Here is a 25,036-nt window from a genome sequence, read left to right as displayed (position 1 = left end):
GCCAAGTAAGCGACGATAATGGTTACATTTTTCTGGAAAAAGCGCATAAAAAAAGGCCCCGAAGGGCCTTTTACCACCAGCTTGCTATTACAGCGTGTTGATGTTGTTCAGTTCTTTAAACGCCTGCTCTAAGCGCACAACCATTGAGGACTGTGCAGCACGCAGCCATACGCGCGGATCGTAGAATTTCTTGTTCGGCTTATCGTCGCCTTCCGGGTTACCCAGCTGGCCCTGCAGATAGCCTTCATTCTTTTTGTAGTATTGCAGGATACCGTCCCAGGTCGCCCATTGGGTGTCGGTATCGATATTCATTTTAACGACGCCGTAATCGATAGATTCTTTGATCTCTTCAGCAGAAGAACCAGAACCACCGTGGAACACGAAGTTCAGCGCATTGTGCGGCAGGTTATGTTTCTGGCACACATATTCCTGAGAGTTTTTCAGGATTTTCGGCGTCAGAACCACGTTACCCGGCTTGTAAACGCCGTGTACGTTACCGAAAGAAGCGGCGATGGTGAAACGATGGCTCACTTCGCTCAGTTTGGTGTACGCGTAGTCTACGTCTTCTGGCTGGGTGTAGAGCGCAGAGCTGTCCAGATGGGAGTTATCCACGCCATCTTCTTCACCGCCGGTTACGCCCAGTTCGATTTCCAGGGTCATATCCATTTTCGCCATACGCGCCAGATATTTGCTGCAAATCTCGATGTTTTCTTCCAGCGTCTCTTCAGACAGGTCGATCATGTGAGAAGAGAACAGCGGTTTACCGGTCTGTGCGAAATGTTTTTCACCCGCGTCCAGCAGACCGTCAATCCACGGCAGCAGTTTCTTCGCGCAGTGGTCGGTGTGCAGGATAACCGGCACGCCATATTTTTCCGCCATCAGATGAACGTGTTGCGCGCCAGCGATGGCACCGGCGATAGCGGCAGCCTGCGGCTCATCAGATTTAAAACCTTTACCTGCGATAAACGCGGCGCCACCGTTAGAGAACTGAACGATAACCGGTGCTTTTACTTTCGCAGCGGCTTCCAGTACGCCGTTGATAGAGTCGCTGCCCACGCAGTTAACTGCCGGCAGTGCGAATTTGTTTTCTTTCGCTACCTGGAATACTTTCTGTACGTCATCACCGGTGACAACGCCTGGTTTTACGAAATCAAAAATTTTAGACATCTGTTTTGTCCTGTTTCGTCGTACGGATTCGCGCCCATGTTAATAAGCTGGGCAATACGTTCAGGCAGAGCATACGCCCTGCCCTAAAAGTTACTGTTTAGCACGCTCTTCAAGCATAGCGACCGCAGGCAGTTTTTTACCTTCCACGAACTCCAGGAAAGCGCCGCCGCCGGTAGAGATATAAGAAATCTTATCTTCGATACCGAACAGGTCGATAGCCGCCAGCGTATCGCCACCGCCTGCAACAGAGAACGCTTCGCTATCAGCGATGGCGTTAGCAATGATTTCGGTGCCTTTTCGGAAGTTCGGGAATTCGAACACGCCTACCGGGCCGTTCCACAGGATGGTTTTGGCTTCTTTCAGTACTTTCGCCAGCGCCTGCGCCGTTTCATCGCCGAAGTCCATAATCTCTTCGTTGTCCGCTACGTCGGTAACCTTTTTCACCGTCGCCGCCGCAGTTTCAGAGAATTCCGTACCTACGCGGGAGTCGGTCGGCACCGGAATACCATACTGGTCGCGCAGGTTTTTCGCGGCTTCCACGAAGTCTGGCTCGTACAGGGATTTACCCACTTTGTTGTCGATAGCAACGAAGGTGTTTGCGATGCCGCCGCCGACGATAACGGTGTCAGCGATCTTAACCAGTGAATTCAGTACGTCGAATTTGGTAGAAACTTTAGAACCGCCAACCACGGCAACCAGCGGACGAGCCGGGTTGTTCATCACTTTACCCAGTGCTTCCAGCTCAGCGGAAAGCAGCGGGCCGGCACAGGCGATCGGCGCGAATTTACCTACGCCGTGCGTAGAAGCCTGGGCGCGGTGAGCGGTACCAAACGCATCCATAACAAACACGTCGCACAGGGCAGCATACTTTTTGGAGAGGGTTTCGTCGTCTTTCTTCTCGCCTTTATTGAAGCGCACGTTTTCCAGCACAACCAGCTCGCCTGCGCCAACTTCTACGCCGTCGAGGTAATCTTTCGCCAGAGAAACTTGCGTGCCGTTTAGTTTTTCTTTCAGGTAGTTAACTACCGGCAGCAGGGAGAATTCTTCGTTATATTCGCCTTCGGTCGGACGACCCAGGTGAGAAGTAACCATCACTTTCGCACCCTGTTTCAGGGCCGCTTCGATGGTCGGCAGCGAGGCGCGGATACGCGCATCTGACGTCACTTTCCCTTCTTTAACCGGCACGTTGAGATCGGCACGGATCAGAACGCGTTTACCAGCAAGATCCAGATCGGTCATCTTAATTACAGACATGGTGAACCCTCTCGTTGATTCTCTTAAGTTTTGTCAGACGCATCCGCGTCTTACCTGAAACCGCTTGCGGCCATCGCTAAGGTCGTATCAAGCATCCGATTAGCGAAGCCCCATTCATTGTCACACCAGACTAAGGTCTTAACCAGGTGGTGACCGCTAACCCGCGTTTGCGTGCCGTCCACTATGGCACTGTGCGGATCGTGATTAAAATCGATCGAGACTAACGGCATTTCCGTATAGTCAACTATACCACTAAAAGCCCCCGCTGAGGCATTTTGCAGCACGCCGTTCACCTCGCTGGCGGTGACCGCCGAGCGCACGCTTACGCTGAGATCCATCGCTGTCACGTTGATCGTTGGCACGCGGACGGCAATAGCTTCAAAGCGATCGTGGAACTGCGGCAGAATGCGTCCGATGCCAGCTGCAAGCCGCGTATCGACCGGAATGATCGACTGGCTGGCGGCGCGCGTCCGGCGCAGATCACTGTGATACGCATCGATCACTTGCTGATCGTGCATGGCGGAATGAATCGTGGTGACGGTGCCGGATTCAATGCCAAACGCATCGTCCAGCAGCTTAATAATCGGAATAATGCAGTTGGTGGTGCAGGAGGCATTGGAAATAATGCGGTCAGTTTGCTTAAGCGCCTGTTCGTTAACGCCGAATACAACAGTCGCGTCGAGATCGTTGCCGCCGGGGTGAGAAAACAGCACCTTTTTGGCGCCGGCCTGCAAATGCGCTTCGCCATCCGCCCGGCTGCCCCAAATGCCGGTACATTCCAGCACGACATCAACATTCAATTCGCGCCAGGGTAAATCGGCGATTTGCGCCTGATGCAGCAAACGAATCGTATCCTCGCCAACCCACAGCAGATCGCGCTCCTGACGCACGTCCCAGGCGAAGCGTCCATGGCTGGTATCATATTTCAGCAGATGCGCCATGCCAGCAGATTCCGCCAGTTCATTAATGGCGACAACGCTAATTTCTGCCCGACGGCCGGTTTCATAGAGCGCACGTAACACGCTACGTCCAATACGGCCAAAGCCATTAATCGCTACGCGAAGGGTCATAATTCTCCTGCGTCAGAACCTGATAAAAAACGTGCCGATAGCCTGAGCCAGCCGTTACGATTTGTACAGGGAAAAATCTGCCCGTGCAATCCACAATAGAGAAGGCAACTGCTCCAACTGAAACGCTTCAGCGAGAATATTCGTTACCAGGAATAATTAAAATGACAGCGATCAACCCTTGAAACAAACTTCTGACACAGATCACAAATTTGAATAAAAGTTGCTGGAGAAAACCGCGCGTACCGGGTCTGTCATAGTATGGTGATACAACGATGTGTCGTTTTTTTCACCACCGTTGTTCAGAGACGATCTCTAATGTATAAGGGGCCAGCAGCATCAGCCCTCCGATCGCTTTTCTGGCAAACATCATCTGACAGCGCTGGATTAATAAAAGAGAAAGCCGCTGCGGCTTTATGGATTGACCATTTCTGGTTCTGTAAAAGGACGTTATGAACTACAACCTGCTTTGGGGCGTCTGGTTTAGCTGGGCTCTGGCGCTGCTGGTTTATTGTCTGGAACGGGAAACCCGCTGGGCGTTTTTAATCAGGCTGGTAAAAATAGCGCCCGTGGTTATTTTATCATTAGTTATTTTATCTTTAATCCGCTATCTGAAAAATAACAAGGGAATGAATATATTTAAGCGCAAAGAAATATTATCGGAAAATAATCATCAGGCAGAGCCGGCCTCCTGTATTCCGCCGGAGCCTGAGCCGGATAATATCGAAACGGTATCTACAGCAGTAACCGTCGAAAATGAAGTGACGGTTATTCCCTCCTCCTGCCATATTAGCGGCGAAATAAAGGCGTCGGGCGATATACGCATTAACGGTTCGATTAACGGCACCATTACCGCTGAGAAAACCGTTTATGTCCTGCGCGAGGGCACCGTAGAAGGCGAGATACATGCGGAAAAAGTGGTGGTTGACGGTAAGGTAACCGGAACCTGCGCCAGCGCAACGGTAGAAATTAACGCGCACGGTCTTATCGATGGCACCATTGAAAGCGACGACTTTTCTATTAATAAATAGCGGACGCTTCTATGGCATATCTAAACCCAGAGTCGTTAAAAAAAGTTATCCAGAGAAAACTGTCGTGCCCGGTACGAAAGAGAGCGGCGTAGAAAAGCTAACCATGATCCAACAGGTATTAGATAACGTACCGGAAAACTATCCGAAATAAACAGGTATCAGATAAAACTCTGTGTACACATTTTTAATACAATCGGTTAAAGGTAACTGTGATAATAACGCCGGGCTTTACTTATTCGCCCGGCGCTGAAATTAACAAGGTTCGCCCATGAATGGACGAACCTTTTTTATTACAGAATCGCTTTCGCTTTAGCGACGACGTTCTCTACGGTAAAGCCAAACAGCTCAAACAGCTTCTCAGCTGGCGCAGATTCCCCGAAGGTGGTCATGCCGATCACCGCGCCGTTCAGGCCGGTATATTTATACCAGTAGTCAGCAATGCCCGCTTCGATCGCCACGCGCGCGCTAACCGCTTTCGGCAGCACGGATTCACGATAGGCTTCATCCTGTTTGTCGAACGCATCGGTAGACGGCATGGAAACCACGCGCACCTTAATACCCTCCGACGTCAGTTTATCCCAGGCGGCCACGGCCAGTTCCACTTCAGAACCGGTTGCGATCAGAATCAGCTGCGGCTGACCTTCACACGCTTTCAGCACGTATCCGCCGCGTGCTACGTTAGCCAGCTGTTCAGCGCTACGCGGCTGCTGCGCCAGATTCTGGCGAGAGAAGATCAGCGCGGTCGGACCATCCTGACGCTCGATAGCATATTTCCACGCCACCGCAGATTCCACCTGGTCACACGGACGCCAGGTACTCATATTCGGCGTGACGCGCAGACTGGCAATCTGCTCAACCGGCTGGTGCGTCGGGCCATCTTCGCCAAGGCCGATGGAGTCATGGGTATACACCAGCACCTGACGAATCTTCATCAGCGCTGCCATACGCGCCGCGTTACGCGCATATTCCACAAACATCAGGAAGGTCGCGGTATACGGCAGAAAGCCGCCGTGCAGCGCGATACCGTTAGCGATGGCGGTCATGCCGAACTCGCGCACGCCGTAGTGGATGTAGTTACCGGCGGCATCATCGTTAATGCCTTTTGAGCCAGACCACATCGTCAGGTTGCTCGGTGCCAGGTCAGCGGAGCCGCCCAGATATTCCGGCAGCAGCTTGCCGAACGCTTCAATGGCGTTCTGCGAGGCTTTACGGCTGGCGATTTTCGCCGGGTTCGCCTGTAGCTGTTCAATAAATTTCTGCGACTCTTCCTGCCAGTTTGCCGGCAGTTCGTTGCTCATGCGGCGCGTAAACTCGGCGGCCAGCTCCGGGTAAGCTTCAGCATAGGCGGCGAACTTCTGCTGCCAGGCGGCTTCTTTTACCTGACCGGCTTCTTTCGCATCCCACTCGGCATAGATCTCCTGCGGAATAACGAACGGCGCGTGTTCCCAGCCCAGCTGTTTGCGGGTCAGCGCGATTTCATCGTCGCCCAGCGGCGCGCCGTGAGAATCGTGCGTACCGGCTTTATTCGGCGAACCGAAGCCGATCACGGTTTTACACATCAGCAGAGAAGGCTTATCGCTTACCGCTTTTGCTTCTTCAATGGCTTTCTTAATGGAGTCTGCATCGTGACCATCCACGCCGCGCACCACATGCCAGCCGTAAGCTTCGAAACGGGCCGCGGTATCATCGCTGAACCAGCCTTCGATATGACCATCGATAGAGATGCCGTTGTCATCATAAAACGCCATCAGTTTGCCCAGTTTCAGCGTACCGGCCAGCGAGCAAACCTCATGGGAAATGCCTTCCATCATGCAGCCGTCGCCCATAAAGACATAGGTATGGTGATCGACGATCTCATGGTTTGGACGGTTGAACTGCGCCGCCATGGTGCGCTCGGCGATAGCCATACCGACGGCGTTGGCAATGCCCTGCCCCAGCGGGCCGGTGGTGGTTTCCACACCGGCGGTATAACCATATTCCGGATGACCAGGTGTTTTAGAGTGCAGCTGACGGAAGTTTTTCAGCTCTTCCATCGGCAGATCGTAGCCGGTGAGGTGCAGCAGGCTATAGATCAGCATAGAGCCGTGGCCGTTAGAGAGGACGAAGCGATCGCGATCTGCCCACAGTGGGTTAGTCGGATTATGGTTCAGATAATCGCGCCACAGCACTTCGGCAATATCAGCCATGCCCATTGGGGCACCCGGATGACCAGATTTCGCTTTCTGTACTGCATCCATGCTCAAGGCGCGAATGGCGTTGGCAAGCTCTTTACGAGAAGACATGTTTTACTCCAGGTCGGATTATAGTGCTTCGCCGTCCCTAACCTATTGTAATGAATGAGTTATCAGGCAAAGCCAGAGAAAAGTCGCCAAACAATGTACATGAAAAGCGGGGTGAAAGTACATGGCGCGAGATGCGAAATATCAGGGACAATTCGCGCTTTAAGGGTTGTCTGCTGGGCTTTATATATTGAAACCGCTATAAGAAAGACTTCCTGAAAAATTCGCTCTGGCGTCTTTCTATCAGACCGCTGTTTTTTATTACCTTGTTACTGTTATGGAATAGGAATGGAATGAAAATCCGTACGACTTTGACGGCGCTTTCCGTCGCCGCGTTACTCACCGGCTGCCAGAATATCGACAGCTCCGCGCTAATGCAGTCTGGCGCACAGGCCTTTCAGGCCGCCACCTTAAGCAACGATCAGGTTAAGGCGCTCAGCGACCAGTCCTGTCAGCAGATGGACAGCGAAGCGCAAATCGCACAGCCCGGCAGCACCTATCAACAGCGGCTGGATAAAATCGCCGCCGCGCTGGGCAATAACATCAACGGCACGCCCGCGAACTATAAGGTTTACCTCACCAAAGATGTGAACGCCTGGGCGATGGCCAACGGCTGCATCCGCGTTTACAGCGGCCTGATGGATCTGATGACCGACAATGAAGTGGAAGCGGTACTGGGCCATGAAATGGGCCACGTCGCGCTGGGCCACTCGCGCAAGGCGATGCAGCTGGCTTACGCCACCACCGCCGCCCGTACTGCCGCAGCCTCGATGGGCGGCATCGCCGCCACGCTGTCGCAGTCGCAGCTGGGCGAGCTGGGTGAGAAATTAGTCAATGCGCAGTTTTCACAAACCCAGGAATCCCAGGCGGATGACTACTCTTACGATCTGCTGAAAAAGCGCGGCATCAATCCGAGCGGGCTGGTAACCAGCTTTGAGAAGCTGGCGAAGCTGGAAGGCACGCATCAAAGTTCGATGTTTGACGATCACCCTGCTTCTGAGGCGCGAGCGCAGCATATCCGCGAGCGCATGGCCGCCGACGGCATTAAATAAGGTTCAAACCGCTGAAAAGCTTCAGGAGAACGCCAACAGGTAATACCTGAAGCTGAGGCGGGAGATCCAACAGGCAACGCCCGGAGCAAACGCGAGCGTTCTGGCAGGCAACGTCTGAAGCTAAGGCGAGAAAGCCAACAGGCAACACTGAAGCTACGGCGTGAGAGGCTCCGGCAAGGAGTAAAGCGTCACGCGCCAGGGATAGCGCGGGCCGAGCCTGTCATGGATGACGGCAGTTGCGTCTTTACGGAAGGCCGGAGCCTCTCACGCAGATGCTACCAACAATCTCTGCAGAAAACATCTCCCTTATTCATTTCCACTTTCGTCAAAAAAAAACGGGGCATCCTGCCCCAAAGAGCCTAAGGGATAATCAATAAAGCGTTTTCTGCGGCGGCCCGGCAAACCGCAGCTCACCGATATGATTCATTCTGATCTCAACCACTGACGGCCCGGAGATCGCCAGCGCCTCCGTCATCACCGCCTGAAAATCCTGCGCGCGCTCCACGGCCCACGCCTGAAGGCCCATCGCCTGCGCCAGCTGCGTAAAATCTGGCGTATGGAGCTGGTTATAATACTGACGCCCGCCAAAATATTTATCCTGAATGCCGCGCATCACGCCGTAACCGCCGTCGTTCATAATCAACAGCGTCACGTTGGCCTTCTCCTGCGCCAGTGTCGCCAGCTCGCCCAGATTAAGACTCAGGCCGCCGTCGCCCACCAGCCCAACCACCTTACGCTGCGGATTTGCGATAGCGGTGCCAATCGCCATCGGTAATCCCATGCCAATCGCGCCCGCCAGCGAGTGAATATTCAACAGCGGCCCGTTGGCACGGAACAGACGGCTGCCCCACAGACTGCCCGACACGGTAATATCGCGCACCAGAATCCCGTCCGCCGGCAGCGCGTGATCGATAGCATCATTCAACTGCGCATAGACGCCGCACTGCTCGCGCAGCCCCTGCTCGGCGTTTGCTACCGCCTCCTGCAGCTGCGCGTCCCAGCGCGCATTACCCCATTCGCGCCCCTGCACTTTCTCAGCCAGCGCGCTCAGCAACACGTCGCAATCTGCGATCAGCGTTTGATCCATCAGATAGTTACGGCTCGCCGCCGCTGGATCAATATCGATCTGAATACGCGGCGTCGGCAGCGGCAGCGTCCAGGAGCGGGTTTCATTACTGCGTAAACGCGAGCCCGCTACCAGCGTAAAATCGCACTGATTCACGATCGCTTCGGTCGCGGGAGAATTATGGAACGCGCGCAGACTGGCAGGATGCGCATCAGGCAGGATCCCGCGCCCATGCGTACTGGAAATCACCGTCATACCGGCATCCGCCAGCTTTTTGACCGCGTCGGCACAGTGCAACGCGCCGCCGCCCAGCCACAGCAGCGGCTGCTTCGCCTCTCTGAGCTGGCCAAGCAGCTTATCAGCCATAGCGGCAATAACCGCCTGCGGTGCCGCAGACGACAGCGGGCTAACGGCAGCGGTCACCAACGCCGCAGGGATCAGGCTGCTCTGAATATCGATAGGGATTTCGACAGAAACCGGGCCGCAGGGCGGCGTCTGCGCTTCCTGAATCGCCTTATGCAGGATCGCCACCGCCTGACCGGCGTTGCTGACGCGCCAGGCCCGTTTCGAGCTGGCTTTTAAAAAGGTCAGCTGATCGCGCGTTTCGTGAATAAAGCCGGTATCGGCATCAAGCCAGGCCTTTTCCACCTGCCCCGTCAAATGCAGCAACGGCGTGCCGGCATTCATCGCCTCCACCAGTGCGCCCACAGCATTGCCCGCGCCCGCGCCGGTGCTGGTCAGCGCCACGCCCAGACCGGAAAAGCGTCCGTGCGCGTCAGCCATGGTCACCGCGCCCGCCTCGCCGCGTGACGGCACAAAGCGGATGTTCTCGCGCTGGCCGATGGCATCGGCAATCGGCAGGTTGTGAATAGAGATAACGCCATACAGCGCCTCGACAGCGTACTGCTCCAGTGTTCTGGCGATGGCTTCGCCCACGGTAATCATCTCGCTCATTGCTTATCCTTTTTTGTTAGTCGCACCAGTGGTTAATGCCATTACCTGTCGCCAGATAAACGCTTTTTTGCTGCATCCAGACCTTCAGGCCCTGAATGCCTTTCTCGCGGCCCAGCCCGCTCTCTTTAAAGCCCCCAAACGGGGTTGAAATGGAGAAAACCTTGTAGGTATTGATCCAGACGGTGCCCGCTTCCAGCTGCTCGCTCAGCCGTAGCGCGCGTCCGGCATCGCGCGTCCAGATCCCGGCGGCCAGACCGTAAACGGAATCGTTCGCCTGACGAATCAGATCCGCCTCATCGCTGAAGGGCATCGCTACCAGCACCGGCCCAAAGATCTCCTCCTGGCAGACGCGGGCGCGATTGCTCAGCCCTTCGATAATGGTCGGTTGAAAATAGCTGCCCGCCGCCAGCGTCGGATCGGCAGGCGCTTCGCCACCGCACAGCAGGCGTCCGCCCTCGCGCTGCGCCAGCTGCACATAATCCATCACACCCTGGCGATGCTGCTTGCTGATCAACGGTCCAAGGTGAACGCCGTCCGTCAGCGGATGACCGATACGCAAAGCGCGTGTCAGCTCCAGCAGGCGAGCCATCAGCGTTGAGTAAATGCGCTGATGAATAAACAGCCGCGCACCGGCGATGCAGGCCTGGCCGCCCGAACTGAAAATGCCATAGCAAATGCCGCGTGCCGCGCGCTCAATATCCGCATCCTCCAGCACGATGGTGGGCGATTTGCCGCCCAGCTCTAGCGAAGCCGGAATCAATTTTTCCGCCGCCACGTGCGCCAGGTGACGTCCGGTCGAGGTGCCGCCGGTAAACGAGATTTTGCGCACCCGCGGATGCCGCGCCAGCGCATCGCCGATAATCGATCCTTTACCAGGCAGAACGCTCAGCAATCCGGCCGGCAGACCCGCCTGCTCAAACAGACGCGCCAGCTCCAGCGCCATCAGCGGCGTGGCCTCGGCCGGTTTCAGGATCACCGCATTTCCGGCGGCAATGGCGGGCGCAACCTTCTGCATCTCGCTGGCAATCGGCGAGTTCCACGGCGTAATGGCCGCCACCACGCCGAGCGGTTCGTAACGGCTAAAGGTCAGCAGATCCGCCTGACGCGGCGTCGGTAGTTCTCCCTCCAGCAGCTCACAGGCCGCCGCGAAATAGCACGCCGTACCGGCGGCGCTCATCACCAGCCCGCGCGTCTCCGCCAGCGGCTTGCCGTTATCGCGGGTTTGCAACGCGGCCAGCTCGTCAACGCGCGCCTCAATAAGATCGGCGACGCGCGAAAGAATGCGCGCACGCGCATGCGGCATCATTGCGCGCCAGGCCGGATCGCGCCAGGCACGTTCACCGCAGGCGATCGCTTCTTCCAGATCGTTCAGGCTGGCGGCGTTTAACGTCGCGTTCACCGAGCCATCAGCAGGAAAGATGCTCTGCATCGCTTTGCCGGTGCCGGGCTGCCACTTGCCGCCGACAAAAATCTTCAGTTCAGCCATCTCAGTCTCCTTTAGCATTGCGTCAGTTCGCGGCAGGCGCGCACCGCGCTTAATGCCGCCAGCGTGGAGGTTTTCGGATTTTCGGCCAGCGGCAATCCGTTCAGCTCCAGGTGGAACTCACCAAACAGCCCGCTGACATGCAGCGTATGGGTATTGTGGCGCGTGGTCGGATCGGCCATCAGCTGTACGCGCGTGGCGTCCATCCCGGTGCCGCCCAGCGCGATGGTTGCCGCGACATTGGCATTGGCCGGAAACAGCCGGGCCGCCTCACGGGCGCTGCCTTCGAAAAAGATCTGCGCTTCGCGGATAGCATTGAGATCGATAAGCTGTTCCGCATAGCTGCCGCGCCAGCTGGCGGGATGCTTGCGCGAACGGTAGGTGACCTGAGTCAGGCCGCCCTCTTTCGCCGCCGTCAGGCCATCGATGCCCGCCACCGCGCCGGAAAGCAATGACAGCCTGCCGCCCGCCTGCCGCAGCCGCTGCTCCAGCGCGCTGTCGGCCAACGCGCCGGTGGAGATCAACGCCAGATGCCAGCCGCGCTGCAGGATCGCCTCGGCATACTCAACCACCGCCTGCTGGCTGGCGCACTCCAGCACCAGATCGGGCGATGCCTCACACGCCAGCGGAGTCAGCAGCGGCTCGACCCGTCTATCAAAGCGCGCACGGATCGCCGCATGATGCTGCGCACGTGCCACAATCCAGCCGAGGGCGACGTCATCTGGCAGCCGTTCGATCACCGCCTGCGCCATCGCGCCATAACCTATCAACATGATCTTTTTCATGACCGCTCCTTACAGGTGGCGACAAAAACCGCCGGAAATATCCAGTGCCGCGCCGGTGGTAAACGAGGCCAGCGGCGAGGCGAGGAACAGCAGCGCCTGCGCCGCTTCCTGCGGTTTCCCCAGGCGCTGCATCGGGATGCCGCGCTTGCGGGCAATCTCCGCCGTCCATTCCGGCCAGCTTTGGTTTTTGTCGGCGCGCTCGGCAAAGCGGCGCTGCCACTGACCCGACTCCACCATGCCCAGCAGAATGGAGTTCACGCGGATGCCCTTGCCCACCAGTTCTTTCGAGAGGGTTAAGGTCATATTGAGCAGCGCGGCGCGGGCGGCGGAAGTGGCGATCATGTGTTCTTCCGGCTGCAGCGCCAGCAGTGAATTGACGCAGGTAATCGAGCCGATCGCCGAGCGTTCAAGCTGGGGCAAAAATGCCTGTACCGGATTGATCACGCCGAATAACTTCAGCTCCGCCTCATGCAGCCAGGCCGCACGCGGCGTATCGGCAAAGTGCGCCACATAGCCCTGTCCAGCGTTGTTAATCAGCATATCGACACCGCCAAAGCGCTGCGTTACCGCTTCGGCAAACGCGACCACCTGCGCCTCCTGTAATACATCGCAGCGGTAAGCGAAGATGTCGCCCTGCGGATATTCATGCTGCAGCGCGGCGCTGGCGCTCGCCAGGCGATCACTGTCGCGACCGCAAAAGGCCACTTTCGCCCCTTCGCCCAGCAACAGACGCAGCGTTTCAAAACCGATTCCCGACGATCCGCCGGTGACTACCGCCACGCATCCTTCAATTTGCGCATTCATCACGCACCTCTGCCATTACCGTTAAAAGCCATTGATTAAAACGCATTGCGTTATCCAGATAGCTGGCGTGTCCGGCATCAGGGATCGCCCGATACGGCATGCTGTAACGCTGCGCCAGCGCCTGCGCCGCCTCCGGCAGGACGATGCTGTCCAGCTCGCCGCATGCGACTTCCCAGCCGCCTCGATAGTGCGCAAGCCAGCGGTGAATATCGTCATGGGTCAGCATCCAGGCCGCCGCCAGATAGCCTTCAGCACGCAGCTTGCGCATTCCGGCGGCGACGGTGGCGACATCCTCCTGCTGCGCGCCGGGGCGCAACAGTTTCGCCGCACGCGTTTGCGCCAGAATCTCGCCGCCGAGCGCGATTTGCTGCTCGCGGCTGCGCCAGACCTGCTCCCGCTGTTCCGCTGCGGCCTGCCCGTAGCCCTGCGCCGGATTAGCCAGCGCCAGGTACGCAACGCGCTGCGGATACTTCGCGGCGAACGCGGCGGCGATAAGCGCGCCGAGCGAATGGCCGACCAGCACCGCCCGCCGCACCTGCGCCCGATCCAGAAACGCGGCCAGCGCATCCGCATAATCGCCCGCGTCCGCCTTTTCCACGTTCAGCATCGGGCTGGCGCCATAACCGGGCATATCCCAGGCCAGCACGCGACAACCCGCCAGCGCCCTCTGTTTATGCCAGGAGGCCGCGCCGGAGCTGATGCCGTGCAACAACATCAACGTCAGCTCGCTATCCTGTTCATCTGAACCCGTCATGGCGCGCCCTTAATTCCGTTTCACATTGGCCAGCGGATGATCGTCCGGATAGGTCGGGATATGCGGCTTTTGCGTACCGAGCATCACGCACATCAGCGCCTCTTCTTCGCCGTGATTGAACAGCCCGCGATAGATGCCCGCCGGTACGGAAATTAAATCGCGCTCGCGCAGCACGGTTTCGGTGTAGTGGTCGCCGTCCTGGATCATCAGCGTGATCTGCCCTTTGAGCATGAAAAAGACCTCTTCCACATCATCATGCAGGTGCAGCGGCCCTTCGCATTTCGACGGCAACACCATGGTAGAGAAGGTGAAATGCTCCGCCGGAACGGTATTGCTGTCGCTGGCGACGCCGGTGGCGCCGGTGCCGATATAGCGCATCTGGGCGCGGCGATATTTCGGATCAAAATCGGCCTGAAACTTCAGCGCGTTCCAGTCATATTTGCGCCCTTCGAAACGCGCGATGCGCGACTCAATCCACTCCTCGATGCTCATATGCGCAGGTTTAACGCCCGGTTTTGCAGTAACGGTTGAATCAGACATGGCAATCTCCTCAGTAACGTGTCAGTAGCGGCAGCAGCAGGAGGCATCCCAGCACCGCCATTATGGTGAGAAACATCAATCCGGAATCCATACTCTGGGTAAAAGCGATCAGCGCGCCCATCGCTGCGGGCGACAGGGCACCGGCAAAGTTGCCGAGGCCGTTGAAGATGCCGCCGGCGGTCGCGCTGACTCGTGGATGGGTCGCCTTCGCCAGCAGGGCGAAAATATTGGGCGCGCCAATGCCCCACATAAAGGTGCTGAAGCTCATGGCCGCGATAACGGTCAGCGGCGTATTCAGCTGCATCACCGCCACCAGCCCAATCGCCGCGCCCGCCATCGAGATAAAACAGGCGGCGGCGCGCTTATCGAGCCGGTCCGCCAGCCAGGCGCCGAGGATCTCGCCGATCAGCATGGCGATAAACGGCATGGAGGAGAGCCAGCCCGCATGTTCCAGGTGGATACCTTTGCCTTTAATCAGGTAGCCGGGTAGTCAGCCGTTGATGCCCCAGAGGTAAGTCAGGAACGCGATGTTGAATACGCAAACCATCCAGAAATGGGCGCTTAAAAAGAGTTCGCGCCGCGCCGCCCGACGCTCCGCCGTTGAAATGGTCGTCTCCTCGCGCTTTGCCGTTAACCGCAGGCCGCGCAGACCGGTACGCACCAGAAGCAGCACCGGCAAGGTCAGCAGCGCCATAACGAAAAAGGTACTCTGCCAGCCAAAGGCATTGAGCAGCCACAGCGACAGGGGAAAGCCGATGGCGGCGCCGACCGGCGTGCCCAGCAGCCAGAGCATGGTGGCGCGCGCCTGCAGACGCTGCGGAAAACTATGGCGCACAATGGTGAAAGCCAGCGGAAACAGCGGCCCTTCCGCAATGCCAAGCAGAATGCGCAGCGTCACCATCAGCAGATAGTTATGGGTCAGCCCCATCAGCACCATTAACAGGCACCAGACCACCATCATGCCGGTGAGCAGACGCAGCGGCGCAATGCGGTCGCCCAGCCCACTAAGCAGCACCGACGAAAAACCGTAGCTCAGCAGAAACACGCTCATCAGAATGCCGAGACGCGTGGTATCGAAATCGATGCCCATCGCGCGCTGGAAATGAACGTCGGAAAAAAGCGCGGCGATGCTGATTTTGTCGAGAAAAGCCAGCAGCACGCAGGCCAGTAGCGCCAGCGGGATCGCCCAGCGAATCGGTTTTTCAGGCGTGCAGCTCTCCTCGCCGGGCGTCACGTCGGACGCGGCGTTGGTCTCAAATGTGGTCATTTTTCCCCTTGGGGGTTAAGACAGAGTCAGCGCAATGACATCAATGAAAAATCGGGATCGTCCAGCGGCACGTCAGAGAGATCCCGCCCGGTCGCCATCCAGCGCTTCGCCAACTTGATAGCGCGCGCATCGTTAAAGGCCACCAGCTGATTCAGCCTGCCGTCGGCGCTCAGGGAAAAGAAGAGTTTCCCCGCCGGGCTCTGGCGCACCAGCATTCGGTTGGCGGACTGCGGCAGCCCCAGAATCTGAATGTTGTGCTGATATTGATCCGACCACAGCCACGGGATCTCGTCATAGCCTGCCGCCGCGCTATTCAGCATCGCTCTGGCGGTGGCCATCGCCTGATTCTGCGCAAAGGCCCAGGATTGCAGGGAGATGCCATAGCGATGATGTTGCGCCACGTCGCCGGCGGCGAATATTGCCGGATCGGAGGTGCGGCCCTGTGCATCAACGACGATACCGTGCGCCGTCGCCAGTCCGGCATCGCGCGCCAGCTCCAGATTCAGATCGACGCCGATCCCCACCACCACCGCATCAAACTTCTCGCGCCTGCCCTCATACTGAATAACCGGGCCGCCTTCCTCCGCCAGCTCCAGCGCACCGCAGCCGCAGTGGATCTTTACGCCCTGCGCGCTGTGCAGCTGATGCAGCGCCTGGGAAACCTCTGCGCCGACCGAACGCATACAGAGCGCGGGCTGCTGCTCAAACAGGCTAACCTCCACGTTACGCTGACGCGCCGAGGCGGCGATCTCCAGCCCGATCCAGCCGCCGCCAACAATCGCCAACCGCTGGCTCTGGGCGAGACGCGCTTTCAGCCGTTGCGCATCGTCCCAGTGCCGTAAGGTGTAAACCTGCGGATGGTCGCGCCAGGCGCTGCCCGGCAGGCGTGCCCGTCCGCCGGTGGCGATCAGCAGCTGGTCATAAGGCAACGAGGCGCCGTTACTCAGCCGCACGCTTTTGCCCTGACGATCGATACTTTCCGCACGCAGCGGACGATACCAGCGCAAATCCAGCGACTGCTGCAGTTCTGCGCTAAACAGGCGCGGCAGCGCCGCCGTCGCCTCCAGCAAGGTGCTTTTCGAGAGCGGAGGCCGCTCATAGAAATCCACGGCTCGTCGGCGACCACGGCAATCTCGCCGCTGAAGCCCTCCTCGCGCAGCGTCTTCGCCGCCCAGCCTGCGGCCTGGCCGCCGCCGATAATGACAATGCGCGCCGTCATACCGCCTCCGGCTTTTCTGCTGGCGTCGGGTGTCATGATCGATGCCGCCTTCTACGGCCCACTCGGTAAAGGAGACCAGCGAATGTTCCAGCTCGCGCGGCTGCCAGTTTTCGGTCAGGTAATCATCATTGGTGTAATACTCAAACGCGCCGCCGGTAGGGCTGTTGACGTACCAGAAATAGGCGGAGGAAACCGGATGGCGGCCCGGTCCGATAAAGGTACTCCACTGATTTTTATTCATGGCGATGCCGCCGCCGATCACCTCATGGATATCGCGCACGGTAAAAGCGACATGGTTCAGGCCGCGCTTGCGGTTCGGCAGCTGCAGCAGAAAGAGATTATGGTGACCGCCGCGCGCCTGGGTGCGCAGGAACACCGCCCGATTGACGTAGCGATCGGAAACGTGAAAGCCCAGCACTTCACGGTAGAATTTTTCCACCGCCGCCAGCTCCTCGACGAAAAACACCACGTGGCCGATATTGATCGGCTCGGCGCGATCGTAAACCGGGCTTGGCGTATCAACCCGGCGCATATCGCCCCACTGATTGATGGGCTCGACGTGAATATTCACCGCCGTCTGCTGGCTTACCTGAATGCGCAGCGTCATGCCGTTAGGATCGACGCACTCCAGCGCTTCGCCCAGGTCGCGAAAGCCAGGCTGCTGCATCAGTTTTGGCCGTAGCGCCTCCAGCGCCTGCCGGTCAGCCACGCCCCAGGTCATACGGCGCAGCGTATTGCCCTCTTCAAAAGCGGGAGGCAGGTCGGGGCTGTCGATAGCGCTTAGCTCCAGGCGCGCGCCGCTGAGCGTGCTAAATAGCTGCCCGCTGGCGTCTCTGGTCAGGCCGAAATCGCGCATAAATTTTGCGCAGTGATGCAGGTTATCGACGCCGAATTCCAGCTTTTCAATTCCGGTTACACTCATTGATCGTTGCCTCTTTACGTTCAGTCGCCCGGATTTGGGCGTAAAGATTGCCCGACGCAGTGAAGCGCCTGATGCTAACCCTTTGATTTAACTGGCCTGTGACAGATACCCTAAAAAGCCAGAGATTTTGTCCGCCGCCATGCGAACTTCATTTTGCAGCCGTGCGCGATCGCTTTCCGGCACCTCTTCCGCCGGAACCATAATGCTTGCCACCGCCGCCACGCGTCCGCTGTGGTTAAAAATCGGATAGACAATGGAGGAGATGCCGTGGCGGAAAAAGGATTCGCCAATCACATAGCCGCGCGCCTTGTCCTGCTGCACCATCTGCCAGAGCGCTTCCCGATCGGACGGCTGGCCCGGCGTATTGCCCGGCAGACGCTCATCGGGAAACAGCTGCTCAAACTCCGCGCGTGAGATATCGGTCAGCAGCATCCGGCCCAGCGAAGTGCAGTGAACCGGCAGCCGGGTGCCGACGCTGACCTGATTGATACGCGAACCGGCGGCGCTGACGCGGGCGATATAGATAATGTCGCGTCCGTCGCGGATCGCCAGATGACTGCTGCACTGGCTGCTGTCGCGCAGCTGCTCGATGACTGGCTGCCCGACCTGTGCCACATCCAGCGAGGCGATATATTCAAAGCCCAGGCGCAGAACATTCATACCCAGCGAAAAGGTGTTGGTGCGCGGATTGCGCTCCAGAAATCCCATATATTCCAGCGTCTGCACCACCCGATAGGCGGTGGCTTTTGGCATCTCCACCAGCCGGTGCAGCTCGGCGAAAGTGAGTTCGCGGTGCTGTTCGCTAAAAGCCAGCAGCAGCTGGAGCCCACGTTCCAGCCCGGGCACCAGGTATTTGATTTCCTGCTGATTTGCCATACCGCCTCCGCAACTTTCAGTTAAAAACAAACCCGCCGTTTATCGGAATAAGCTGGCCGGTGACAAAAGCGGAGAGATCGCTCAGCAGCCAGAGTACGCTGCCGGTGACATCGTCCGGCAGCTGCGCGCCGCTCAGGGCGCGCCCGTTTTCATAGAGCTGGTGCCGTTCGGCAGGCACATATTCCGTCGCCTCCACGCGCGTCAGCCCCGGCGCAATGGCGTTGATACGGATACGCTGTTCTCCCAGCTCGCGCGCCATAGATCGCGTCATGGCAATCACCGCGCCCTTGCTGGCGACATAGGCCATTAAACGCGGCGCGCCCCACAGCGCGGTATCGGAGGCCACGTTAACAATGCCCGATCCCTGACGCAGCAGCGGGACGGCAGCGCGCGTCACCAGCCAGGTGCCTTTTACATTCACCGTCATCACCCGATCCCAGAGATCCGGGTCATAATCGAGCATGGTTTTGCCGCCGACGCCGGTGGCTAACGCCGCGTTATTCACCAGACCATCAATCGGGCCGCCTGCGCCCACGGCGCTAAAAACCTGTTCAATGCTTTGGCTGTCCGCCAGGTCGAGAGCGTGCGCTTCTACCGCGTAACCCTGTTGACGCAAGCGATCGGCGCTTTCCGCCAGTTCACCCTGAAGAATATCGCACAGCACCAGCGTTGCGCCCTGCTGCGCGCAGGCCTCGGCAAAGGCGTAGCCCAGCCCGCGCGCCGCGCCGGTAATCACGATGCGTTTATCCTGCAGCAGCCCGTTCATCAGGCGGCTCCCTGTTGTTCTTCACGCTGCGCCAGCTGTGCTTTTGCCGCTTTCTGCATCATGCGGCGCAGACGCGACAGACCAACATCGTGCTGGTAGAGATATTCGTGATCGCGGGCGTTCGGCGCCATGTTTTCCAGTACGATGCGATCCTGCTCCAGCACTTCCCAGTGCAGTTTTTCCAGCCGGTTGCGGTACATAAAACGCCAGAGATCGCGCTGCCAGCCCTGCACCCGACGAATACGCCAGAAAAAGACGCGGCAGTGATCGTTGTCTTCCGGCACCACCATGCCGACAATCCAGAAATGGCCGCCCGGCCCGAAGCGTTTTTTATACGGGATGGAGAGACGCATCCAGTAAGCGCCGCTGGTGCCCAGCTCGACCCAGTCAAAATTGACCCCGCTTTGCCCTTTTTTCTCGAAAACAAAGCCGGTTTGCGTCGGCTGCAGCACCATGTCCGCCTGGCGATCGCCTTCCGCCATCGAATGAGAGGAGGAATGCAGGTAGGTGCCGTGCATCGGATCCATCACGTTTTCCAGCGCGTACTGATAGTTACAGTTCCAGGCGGCGGTACAGAGGAAGTGACTGTAGCTTTCACTGTCCGCCAGCTCCTGCGGGAAGCTCAGTTCTTCTGGCGGCTGATTGGCGGTGACGCCGAACCAGAGAAAAATCGCGCCGTGCGCTTCCTGAACGTTGTAGCTGCGCACGCACTGTTGACCGACCAGCGGACAACGATCAACGGCGGGCACGCTTTTTACCTCGCCGCTGCCGCCGACTTCGAGGCCGTGATACCAGCAGGCGATGCGATCGCCGAGATTCCAGCCCATTGATAAACGCGCGCCGCGATGCGGGCAGCGATCTTCCAGCGCCTGCACCTGACCATCCTGATTACGCCAGACCACGATCTGCTCGCCAAGACGGGTGATGCCTACCGGCGCAGACTGGACTTCCCAGCTGGCCAGCACCGGATACCATAAGCCGCGCAAGCCTTTATCGAGATAGTGTTGAACTGCCGTCGTCATTGCCTTTCCCTCAGTAGCCGTTTACCTGCAAAAATGTCTGGAAGCTGACGTCGCTCCAGGGTTCGCCATGCTGGTCATACATTTTTATCGCGTTCAGGCCGTTAACCAGTTCCGGCAGCGTTTCCACGCCCTGTTCAAACAGCGTTTCCAGCTGCGCGATAAGATTGATTTCCCAGCTTTCCGGTGGACGGCTGCGGGTCTGCCAGATCAGATTTTGGTAAGCGCCGGGTTTATGAATGTTGCCATTGCCGCCCTCTTTCGGCGGCGTAAACTGGCGGCTCTCCGGCAACGCCGGATTGAAATCCAGGTATTCACTCATGCCACGGTCTCCTCGATAAAGGTAATTTGGATCTGGTTTTCCGTTACCCGTACCGGATAGCGATTGAGGTTACGTCCGCCGGGCCCGTGCAAACACTGGCCGGTTTTGACATCAAACACCGCCTCGTGCAGCGGGCATTCCACCTTCCCATCTTCGACAAAGCCCTGGCTCAACAGCGCATAAGCGTGCGGACACACATCCTCCAGCGCGTAATATTCGCCGTCGATTAAATAAATTCCGATCTCTTTACCTTCTACCGTGCCGCTGTAGGGGAAATCTTCCTGCACCTGTTCTGCGTCACATACGCCTATCCAGCTCATCGCGATCCTCCCGCCCGTTGTTTCATATATGAAACGATGTTTCTTATTTAATACGGTCAATATAAAAGCGCCGGAATTTTCGTCAAGAGGCCTTGTAACTGATTTGTTAATTGTGTTGCATTTAATACATTAACTGTGGAAGGGATCACGAAAAGCAGGCGGAACAATGAAATTTCGATGTAATTAAAATGTGCGGATAGGTTTTTATCGACGGCTTTTTTAAGGGTTTTAAAAATAGAGGATGGGAATAAAACAGGAAGTAAGTGCTTTTATCATTGCCCTTTACCAGAAAAAATCACTCTCATTTTTATACTTTAAAAACAATGAGTTTCACCTGTTAACCATTTTACAGATGTAACTATAATGGCTGTAAATTAAATCATATGAATTCAATAATGGAAAAAATGTGCAAATAAAGTGTCTGATGATAATTTTATTTTTTGGTAAGAGTTAATTTAATCGTCGATATTTTCTAAGCGAGATAGCTAAATAAATAAGATTTATCTTAGCAAAGAAGCGTTGTTAACAAAATGATAAATGATTTTTTGACGGCGCCGAAAAAAAGCAGTAAACAGGCGCTCCTTTTTATCAAATGAGCAGCCAGCACTCCTGTCGAATTTAAATGCAGAGCGCGATTTATCCGATCTTTATTAATAATAAAAACGCCTGTTCTGACGTTATACCAGTCGAAGGTTTATCTAAGAGAATGTCTTGCACACGGAAAACTTGCCCGTTCTGCGCGCTCGCAGCTTTTGGCATTTATGACATGCGCAAACAGGCCAGGCAGCGGAGCCGATGGTTACCCTTTTGTTCGCGGTTTGGCAAAGCGGAGAGATTGCTGCTGCGCAACGGGTACGCAGCAGCAGAAGAGCGTTAGCCTTTATTTGCCGCCTGCACGTGCAGCATATCCAGCGCGATAGTTGCCGCCGCCAGCGAAGTCAGATCGGACTGATCGTAACCCGGCGCAACTTCTACCAGATCCATCCCGACAATATTCAGACCCTGCAGACCCCGGATCAGCTTCAGCGCTTTATCGGTGGTCAGGCCGCCAATCACCGGCGTGCCGGTGCCTGGCGCATGGGCCGGATCAAGGCAGTCGATATCAAAGGTCAGGTAAACCGGCATATCACCGACAATCTGCTTCACCTGCGTAATCACATCGTCAACGCCGCGATCGTTAACCTGCGCGGCGTCCAGCACCTTATAGCCCAGACCTTTGTCGAACTCGGTACGAATGCCGATCTGCACTGAACGCTCAGGCGCGATCAAGCCTTCCTGCGGCGCATGGTGGAACATGGTGCCGTGATCGAATTTCGGGCCGTTGGAGTAGGTATCGGTATGCGCATCGAAATGCACCAGCGCCATCTTCCCAAAGTGTTTCGCATGGGCGCGCAGCAACGGCAGCGTAATGTAATGATCGCCGCCGAAGGTCAGCATACGCTTGCCGCTGGCCAGCAGCTTCTCGGCGTGCGCCTGTAGTTTGTCGGTCAGATCCTGTGAGTCGCCGAAGGCGTAAACCAAATCGCCGCAGTCGATGACGTTCAGGCGCTCACGCAGATCGAAATCCCACGGCCAGCGGCAGCCTTCCCACGCCAGGTTGGTGGAGATCTGGCGGATCGCGCCAGGGCCAAGGCGGCTGCCCGGACGACCGGAGGTGGCGGCATCGAAAGGTACGCCCGTAATCACCCATTCGGCATCGCTGTCATAAGGCTGGAAGTTCAGCGGTAAACGCAGAAAGCCAAAGGCGTTAGAAACCAGCGAGTTATCGTACTGATGTCCTAAGGTGTTGGTGTTATTCATAACAACTCCTTTATTCATGGCGGCATGGCCGACATGGCTGTTCAGATGAAAAAAATCCCCTCCGCGTCGTTAAACCCGACGAGGAAGGGATTGATGGGAAAGCTGGCGGCGATTATCGCCGCGCGGGATGCGGGCGGCAATGTCATATCGTGACGCTGGCCGCCGCATCGCCGTTTATTCGTCTTCTAAATAAGTATAGCCGTAGAGGCCCGCCTCGAACTCTTCAAGGAACTGCGCGCGCAGCTCTTCATCCAGTTCGGTCTGCTTAACCTGATTGCGGAAGAGATCCAGCAGCTCCTGCGGATTCAGTTGCACGTACTCCAGCATATCCGCCACCGTATCCCCTTCATCCGACAGCTCAACTTCCACGCTGCCGTCCTGGAACGCATAGACGTTGACCGCTTCGGTATCGCCAAACAGGTTGTGCATGTTGCCAAGGATTTCCTGATAGGCGCCAACCATAAAGAAGCCCAGCATCGGCGGATTATCGACATCATACTGCGGCATCGGCATGGTGGTGGCAATGCCGTCGCCGTCGACGTAGTGATCGATGGTGCCGTCGGAGTCGCAGGTAATATCAAGCAGCACCGCGCGACGTTCCGGCTTCTTATCCAGCCCTTCCAGCGGCAGCACCGGGAACAGCTGGTCGATACCCCAGGCGTCCGGCATTGACTGGAACAGCGAGAAGTTGACGTAAATCTTATCCGCCATGCGCTCCTGCAACTCATCGATAATCGGACGATGCGCGCGGTTGCTTGGATCCAGATGCTGCTGAATATAGTGGCAAATGCTGAGATAGAGCTGCTCTGCCCAGGCGCGCTCGGACAGGTTGTAGGTACCCTGCGAATAGCCGGTATGAATATCGTGCAGATCCATCTGGCTGTCGTGCAGCCACTCACGCAGCGAACGGCGCGTGTTCGGCTCGTGCATCTCCTGCCAGGTTTCCCACATGCTCAGCAGCGGACGCGGCGCGTCTTCTGCTGGTGCAGACGGCTTGCTGAATTCGCTGCGCTCAACGCCGATAATGTTGGACACCAGCACGGTGTGATGCGCGGTAACCGCGCGGCCCGATTCGGTAATTACCGTCGGATGCGGCAGGCCATGCTCTTCGCAGGCGTCGCCAATCGCCCAGATCACATTGTTGGCGTACTCGTTCAGGCCGTAGTTGACGGAGCAGTCCGACTGCGAGCGCGTACCTTCATAATCCACACCCAGGCCGCCGCCAACGTCGAAACACTGAATGTTGACGCCCAGCTTCGCCAGCTCCACATAGAAGCGCGCCGATTCACGTACGCCGGTGGCGATGTCGCGAATATTGGCCATCTGCGAACCCAGGTGGAAGTGCAGCAGTTGCAGGCTGTCGAGACGCCCGGCATCGCGCATGATGTCCACCAGCTGCAACACCTGCGAGGCGGAAAGGCCAAACTTCGACTTTTCGCCGCCGCTGGACTGCCACTTGCCGGAACCCTGTGAGGCAAGACGAGCGCGAATGCCCAGACGCGGCACCAGATTCAGACGCTCCGCCTCTTCCAGCACCAGTTTTACCTCGGTCATTTTCTCAATCACCAGGTAAACTTTGTGCCCCATTTTCTCGCCGATCAGCGCCAGACGAATATATTCGCGGTCTTTATAGCCGTTACAAACGATCACCGTGCGCGTCATGCCAGCGTGCGCCAGCACCGCCATCAGCTCCGCTTTAGAACCCGCTTCCAGGCCCAGCGGCTCGCCGGAGTGGATCAGCGATTCGATAACGCGCTTATGCTGGTTAACCTTGATCGGGTAAACCAGGAAGTAGTCGCCGTTGTAGCCGTAAGATTCGCGCGCACGCTTAAAGGCGGCATTAATCGAACGCAGACGATGCTGGAGGATCTGCGGGAAGCAGAACAGCGCCGGTAAACGCTGGCCATCGGCCTCACGCTCTTTTACCAGACGCGCCAGGTCAACGCGCACTTCCGGCATATCAGGATCGGGACAAACGCTAATATGTCCCAGCTCGTTGACGTCGTAATAGTTGTTGCCCCACCAGGCAATGTTATAGGTGCGCAGCATTCTGCTGGCATCTTGATCGCTCATCGCCACCTCCTGCATCGAGCGCAGTTCACCCTGTTCGCCTGCTGACGAACCCTTGATATTCTTTATGTCGTCAGACATTGCGAACCTCAACATTAATTAGTGTTGCAGAATAATTAACAACTATCGCAGTTTGGCGTTGCCAGAACAAGCCAGCCTTTAGCGAGGTTGCCAGCATAAAATGCTGAACTGTCGCCTCAGCGAACTGCTGCATAGAAT

At 57.2% G+C, this 25,036-nt stretch carries 19 protein-coding genes and 3 pseudogenes; 2 read left to right on the top strand and 20 right to left on the bottom strand.

What is annotated here, in order from left to right:
• Window positions 1-87 precede the first annotated feature (87 nt).
• The 3 genes from fbaA to epd form a co-directional block, all read right to left on the bottom strand.
• On the bottom strand, window positions 88-1,167 hold the full coding sequence (gene fbaA, locus P3C52_RS11810; protein ID WP_275555191.1) for a class II fructose-bisphosphate aldolase: 1,080 nt from the start codon (window positions 1,165-1,167) through the stop codon (window positions 88-90).
• Between the two features lie 90 nt (window positions 1,168-1,257).
• Window positions 1,258-2,421: a phosphoglycerate kinase gene (pgk, locus tag P3C52_RS11805; RefSeq protein WP_275555190.1), complete on the bottom strand. Its 1,164-nt coding sequence runs from the start codon at window positions 2,419-2,421 to the stop codon at window positions 1,258-1,260.
• A 50-nt stretch (window positions 2,422-2,471) separates the two neighbouring features.
• On the bottom strand, window positions 2,472-3,491 hold the full coding sequence (gene epd / locus P3C52_RS11800) for an erythrose-4-phosphate dehydrogenase (protein WP_275555189.1): 1,020 nt from the start codon (window positions 3,489-3,491) through the stop codon (window positions 2,472-2,474).
• Between the two features lie 449 nt (window positions 3,492-3,940).
• Here epd and P3C52_RS11795 point away from each other — a divergent pair, with 449 nt between their 5' ends.
• Complete coding sequence (locus P3C52_RS11795; RefSeq protein ID WP_275555188.1) at window positions 3,941-4,519, top strand: polymer-forming cytoskeletal protein; 579 nt, start codon at window positions 3,941-3,943, stop codon at window positions 4,517-4,519.
• A gap of 290 nt (window positions 4,520-4,809) precedes the next feature.
• Here the strand turns inward: P3C52_RS11795 and tkt are convergent, their stop codons facing one another.
• A complete protein-coding gene (gene tkt, locus P3C52_RS11790; RefSeq protein ID WP_275555186.1) occupies window positions 4,810-6,801 on the bottom strand; it encodes a transketolase in 1,992 nt (663 codons plus the stop codon).
• A 290-nt stretch (window positions 6,802-7,091) separates the two neighbouring features.
• On the opposite strand from tkt, the gene P3C52_RS11785 reads away from it, so the two are divergent.
• A complete protein-coding gene (locus tag P3C52_RS11785) occupies window positions 7,092-7,850 on the top strand; it encodes a M48 family metallopeptidase (protein ID WP_275555185.1) in 759 nt (252 codons plus the stop codon).
• Window positions 7,851-8,220: 370 nt separating this feature from the next.
• Here P3C52_RS11785 and P3C52_RS11780 read toward each other — a convergent pair whose 3' ends face one another.
• The 16 genes and pseudogenes from P3C52_RS11780 to speA form a co-directional block, all read right to left on the bottom strand.
• Window positions 8,221-9,870 (bottom strand): thiamine pyrophosphate-binding protein, encoded by a 1,650-nt coding sequence (locus P3C52_RS11780; RefSeq protein ID WP_275555183.1) that lies wholly within the window; start codon window positions 9,868-9,870, stop codon window positions 8,221-8,223.
• A gap of 16 nt (window positions 9,871-9,886) precedes the next feature.
• Window positions 9,887-11,356, bottom strand: coding sequence for an aldehyde dehydrogenase (locus P3C52_RS11775; RefSeq protein ID WP_275555182.1), 1,470 nt, complete (start codon window positions 11,354-11,356; stop codon window positions 9,887-9,889).
• 11 nt (window positions 11,357-11,367) lie between these two features.
• Window positions 11,368-12,138, bottom strand: a complete 771-nt coding sequence (locus P3C52_RS11770) for an aspartate dehydrogenase (protein ID WP_275555181.1) — start codon at window positions 12,136-12,138, stop codon at window positions 11,368-11,370.
• 9 nt (window positions 12,139-12,147) lie between these two features.
• Window positions 12,148-12,942, bottom strand: a complete 795-nt coding sequence (locus P3C52_RS11765; protein ID WP_275555180.1) for an SDR family oxidoreductase — start codon at window positions 12,940-12,942, stop codon at window positions 12,148-12,150.
• Window positions 12,926-13,696, bottom strand: a complete 771-nt coding sequence (locus P3C52_RS11760) for an alpha/beta hydrolase (protein WP_275555179.1) — start codon at window positions 13,694-13,696, stop codon at window positions 12,926-12,928. The genes P3C52_RS11765 and P3C52_RS11760 overlap by 17 nt, the downstream gene beginning before the upstream one ends.
• A 9-nt stretch (window positions 13,697-13,705) precedes the next feature.
• A complete protein-coding gene (locus P3C52_RS11755; protein WP_275555178.1) occupies window positions 13,706-14,236 on the bottom strand; it encodes a cupin domain-containing protein in 531 nt (176 codons plus the stop codon).
• 10 nt (window positions 14,237-14,246) lie between these two features.
• Window positions 14,247-15,503 (bottom strand): annotated as a pseudogene (locus P3C52_RS11750) (MFS transporter).
• 26 nt (window positions 15,504-15,529) lie between these two features.
• A pseudogene (locus tag P3C52_RS11745) lies at window positions 15,530-16,722 on the bottom strand (FAD-dependent oxidoreductase).
• Between the two features lie 13 nt (window positions 16,723-16,735).
• Window positions 16,736-17,644 (bottom strand): annotated as a pseudogene (locus P3C52_RS11740) (VOC family protein); the annotation flags it as partial.
• 87 nt (window positions 17,645-17,731) lie between these two features.
• The gene (locus P3C52_RS11735) at window positions 17,732-18,520 is read right to left on the bottom strand and encodes an IclR family transcriptional regulator (RefSeq protein ID WP_275555177.1); all 789 of its coding nucleotides are present in this window, start codon (window positions 18,518-18,520) and stop codon (window positions 17,732-17,734) included.
• A gap of 16 nt (window positions 18,521-18,536) precedes the next feature.
• On the bottom strand, window positions 18,537-19,286 hold the full coding sequence (locus P3C52_RS11730; protein ID WP_275555176.1) for an SDR family oxidoreductase: 750 nt from the start codon (window positions 19,284-19,286) through the stop codon (window positions 18,537-18,539).
• The gene (locus P3C52_RS11725; RefSeq protein ID WP_275555175.1) at window positions 19,286-20,308 is read right to left on the bottom strand and encodes an aromatic ring-hydroxylating dioxygenase subunit alpha; all 1,023 of its coding nucleotides are present in this window, start codon (window positions 20,306-20,308) and stop codon (window positions 19,286-19,288) included. The genes P3C52_RS11730 and P3C52_RS11725 overlap by 1 nt, the downstream gene beginning before the upstream one ends.
• 10 nt (window positions 20,309-20,318) lie before the next feature.
• On the bottom strand, window positions 20,319-20,627 hold the full coding sequence (locus P3C52_RS11720; protein ID WP_275555174.1) for a recombinase-like helix-turn-helix domain-containing protein: 309 nt from the start codon (window positions 20,625-20,627) through the stop codon (window positions 20,319-20,321).
• Entirely contained in the window at window positions 20,624-20,947 is a 324-nt protein-coding gene (locus tag P3C52_RS11715; protein WP_275555173.1) for a non-heme iron oxygenase ferredoxin subunit, read from the bottom strand. The genes P3C52_RS11720 and P3C52_RS11715 overlap by 4 nt, the downstream gene beginning before the upstream one ends.
• Window positions 20,948-21,820: 873 nt before the next feature.
• The gene (gene speB, locus P3C52_RS11710; RefSeq protein WP_275555172.1) at window positions 21,821-22,747 is read right to left on the bottom strand and encodes an agmatinase; all 927 of its coding nucleotides are present in this window, start codon (window positions 22,745-22,747) and stop codon (window positions 21,821-21,823) included.
• Between the two features lie 174 nt (window positions 22,748-22,921).
• Window positions 22,922-24,898 carry a biosynthetic arginine decarboxylase gene (gene speA / locus P3C52_RS11705; protein WP_275555171.1) on the bottom strand — a complete coding sequence of 659 codons (1,977 nt, stop codon included), beginning with the start codon at window positions 24,896-24,898 and terminating at the stop codon, window positions 22,922-22,924.
• Between the last annotated feature and the right edge of the window lie 138 nt (window positions 24,899-25,036).

This window comes from Mixta sp. Marseille-Q2659, from assembly GCF_940807255.1.
Classification (GTDB): Bacteria; Pseudomonadota; Gammaproteobacteria; order Enterobacterales; family Enterobacteriaceae; genus Mixta.
Note: the sequence above shows the minus strand (reverse complement) of the source record. Positions and strands in the feature narration are given on the sequence as shown.

Excerpts from the sequence above, each read along its gene's own strand:
- P3C52_RS11795 (WP_275555188.1), top strand. The coding sequence starts at position 3,941 with ATGAACTACAACCTGCTTTGGGGCGTCTGGTTTAGCTGGGCTCTGGCG.
- epd (WP_275555189.1), bottom strand. The coding sequence starts at position 3,491 with ATGACCCTTCGCGTAGCGATTAATGGCTTTGGCCGTATTGGACGTAGC.
- P3C52_RS11725 (WP_275555175.1), bottom strand. The coding sequence starts at position 20,308 with ATGACGACGGCAGTTCAACACTATCTCGATAAAGGCTTGCGCGGCTTA.
- P3C52_RS11770 (WP_275555181.1), bottom strand. The coding sequence starts at position 12,138 with ATGAAAAAGATCATGTTGATAGGTTATGGCGCGATGGCGCAGGCGGTG.
- pgk (WP_275555190.1), bottom strand. The coding sequence starts at position 2,421 with ATGTCTGTAATTAAGATGACCGATCTGGATCTTGCTGGTAAACGCGTT.
- P3C52_RS11785 (WP_275555185.1), top strand. The coding sequence starts at position 7,092 with ATGAAAATCCGTACGACTTTGACGGCGCTTTCCGTCGCCGCGTTACTC.
- P3C52_RS11720 (WP_275555174.1), bottom strand. The coding sequence starts at position 20,627 with ATGAGTGAATACCTGGATTTCAATCCGGCGTTGCCGGAGAGCCGCCAG.
- fbaA (WP_275555191.1), bottom strand. The coding sequence starts at position 1,167 with ATGTCTAAAATTTTTGATTTCGTAAAACCAGGCGTTGTCACCGGTGAT.
- speB (WP_275555172.1), bottom strand. The coding sequence starts at position 22,747 with ATGAATAACACCAACACCTTAGGACATCAGTACGATAACTCGCTGGTT.
- P3C52_RS11760 (WP_275555179.1), bottom strand. The coding sequence starts at position 13,696 with ATGACGGGTTCAGATGAACAGGATAGCGAGCTGACGTTGATGTTGTTG.
- speA (WP_275555171.1), bottom strand. The coding sequence starts at position 24,898 with ATGTCTGACGACATAAAGAATATCAAGGGTTCGTCAGCAGGCGAACAG.
- P3C52_RS11735 (WP_275555177.1), bottom strand. The coding sequence starts at position 18,520 with ATGGCAAATCAGCAGGAAATCAAATACCTGGTGCCCGGGCTGGAACGT.
- P3C52_RS11730 (WP_275555176.1), bottom strand. The coding sequence starts at position 19,286 with ATGAACGGGCTGCTGCAGGATAAACGCATCGTGATTACCGGCGCGGCG.
- P3C52_RS11755 (WP_275555178.1), bottom strand. The coding sequence starts at position 14,236 with ATGTCTGATTCAACCGTTACTGCAAAACCGGGCGTTAAACCTGCGCAT.
- P3C52_RS11775 (WP_275555182.1), bottom strand. The coding sequence starts at position 11,356 with ATGGCTGAACTGAAGATTTTTGTCGGCGGCAAGTGGCAGCCCGGCACC.
- P3C52_RS11765 (WP_275555180.1), bottom strand. The coding sequence starts at position 12,942 with ATGAATGCGCAAATTGAAGGATGCGTGGCGGTAGTCACCGGCGGATCG.
- P3C52_RS11715 (WP_275555173.1), bottom strand. The coding sequence starts at position 20,947 with ATGAGCTGGATAGGCGTATGTGACGCAGAACAGGTGCAGGAAGATTTC.
- P3C52_RS11780 (WP_275555183.1), bottom strand. The coding sequence starts at position 9,870 with ATGAGCGAGATGATTACCGTGGGCGAAGCCATCGCCAGAACACTGGAG.
- tkt (WP_275555186.1), bottom strand. The coding sequence starts at position 6,801 with ATGTCTTCTCGTAAAGAGCTTGCCAACGCCATTCGCGCCTTGAGCATG.